Annotated in this window: 1 rRNA gene; it reads right to left on the minus strand. The window is 52.3% G+C overall.

Annotated elements, in window-relative coordinates:
* Window positions 1-53 precede the first annotated feature (53 nt).
* Window positions 54-2,319: ribosomal RNA gene (locus tag HCG49_RS18345) — 23S ribosomal RNA — on the minus strand; the annotation flags it as partial.

The following is a 2,319-nucleotide window of genomic DNA, read 5'->3' on the forward strand; positions in this document are numbered from 1 at the left end:
AAAATAAAAAGGTTGTCCTATCCCGCAGTCCTTTCGGTGCTGCGGGACAGTGTTAGCGCAAGCCAACGGGCTATTAGTACCACTCGGCTACGTACATTACTGCACTTCTACCTATGGCCTATCGACGTGGTCATCTCCCACGGCCCTTTAAAGAAATCTCATCTTGTGGCGGGTTTCGCGCTTATATGCTTTCAGCGCTTATCCCATCCCGACATAGCTACCCAGCGATGCTCCTGGCGGAACAACTGGTGCACCAGCGGTCGGTCCAACTCGGTCCTCTCGTACTAGAGTCAGATCCACTCAAATTTCTAACGCCCGCAGTAGATAGAGACCGAACTGTCTCACGACGTTCTGAACCCAGCTCGCGTGCCACTTTAATGGGCGAACAGCCCAACCCTTGGGACCTTCTCCAGCCCCAGGATGTGACGAGCCGACATCGAGGTGCCAAACCCCCCCGTCGATATGAGCTCTTGGGGGAGATCAGCCTGTTATCCCCGGCGTACCTTTTATCCTTTGAGCGATGGCCCTTCCATGCGGAACCACCGGATCACTATGCTCTTGTTTCCAACCTGTTCGACCTGTATGTCTCACAGTCAAGCACCCTTGTGCCATTGCACTCTACACACGATTGCCAACCGTATTGAGGGTACCTTTAGAAGCCTCCGTTACTCTTTTGGAGGCGACCACCCCAGTCAAACTACCCACCACGCACTGTCCTCTCTAAAGAGAGTTAGGCCCCGGACAAACAAAGGCTGGTATTTCAACAATGACTCCACCACACCTGGCGATGCAGCTTCAAAGTCTCCCAGCTATCCTACACATTGGTTGCCCAAGGTCAATACGAAGCTATAGTAAAGGTGCACGGGGTCTTTTCGTCCCACTGCGGGTAACCGGCATCTTCACCGATACTACAATTTCACCGAGCTCATGGCCGAGACAGTGTCCAGATCGTTGCACCATTCGTGCAGGTCGGAACTTACCCGACAAGGAATTTCGCTACCTTAGGACCGTTATAGTTACGGCCGCCGTTTACTGGGGCTTCAATTCAATGCTTCTCCGCCGAGGCGGATGACATCTCCTCTTAACCTTCCAGCACCGGGCAGGTGTCAGGCCCTATACGTCATCTTTCGATTTTGCAGAGCCCTGTGTTTTTGATAAACAGTCGCCTGGACTCTTTCACTGCGGCCCCCCCGGAGGGGGGCGACGCTTCTCCCGAAGTTACGCGTCTATTTTGCCTAGTTCCTTAGCCATGAATCTCTCGAGCGCCTTAGAATACTCATCCCAACCACCTGTGTCGGTTTACGGTACGGGCTGCTTCACTTGGTTTTCTCGGAGGATGTTAAGCTGGATTATCAACTTGGCCGAAGCCTCGCTGTACTATCGGGGCATCACTGCTCCCTTCAACGTACTATTCCGTCAGTACGCACCAACGCCACATCCCCGTCACTTTTAATGTGAGCAGGTACAGAAATATTAATCTGTTGTCCATCCACTACCCCCTTCGGGTTCGCGTTAGGTCCCGACTGACCCCCAGCTGATTAGCATAGCTGGGGAAACCTTGGTCTTTCGGCGTGCGGGTTTCTCGCCCGCATTATCGTTACTTATGCCTACATTTTCGTTTCCAGACGTTCCAGCAGACCTCGCAGGCCACCTTCGACACATCTGGAATGCTCCCCTACCCCTCTATCATAAGATAGAAGCCATAGCTTCGGTGCTGTGCTTATGCCCGATTATTATCCATGCGGAACCGCTCGACCAGTGAGCTGTTACGCACTCTTTAAATGAATGGCTGCTTCCAAGCCAACATCCTGGCTGTCTATGCAGTTCCACCGCGTTTTGTCAACTTAGCACACACTTGGGGACCTTAGCTGATGGTCCGGGTTCTTTCCCTCTCGGACATGGACCTTAGCACCCATGCCCTCACTGCACACAAACATTTTATAGCATTCGGAGTTTGTCAGGAATTGGTAGGCGGTGAAGCCCCCGCATCCAATCAGTAGCTCTACCTCTATAAAACTATGTATACGCTGCACCTAAATGCATTTCGGGGAGTACGAGCTATTTCCGAGTTTGATTGGCCTTTCACCCCTACCCACAGGTCATCCCAAGACTTTTCAACGTCAACGGGTTCGGTCCTCCACTGTGTGTTACCACAGCTTCAACCTGCCCATGGGTAGATCACACGGTTTCGCGTCTACTACTACTAACTATGGCGCCCTGTTCAGACTCGCTTTCGCTACGGATCCGCACCTGAAGTGCTTAACCTTGCTAGTAAAAGTAACTCGTAGGCTCATTATGCAAAAGGCACGCCGTCACCCC

Source organism: Arenibacter sp. 6A1 (assembly GCF_012272855.1).
GTDB lineage: Bacteria > Bacteroidota > Bacteroidia > Flavobacteriales > Flavobacteriaceae > Arenibacter.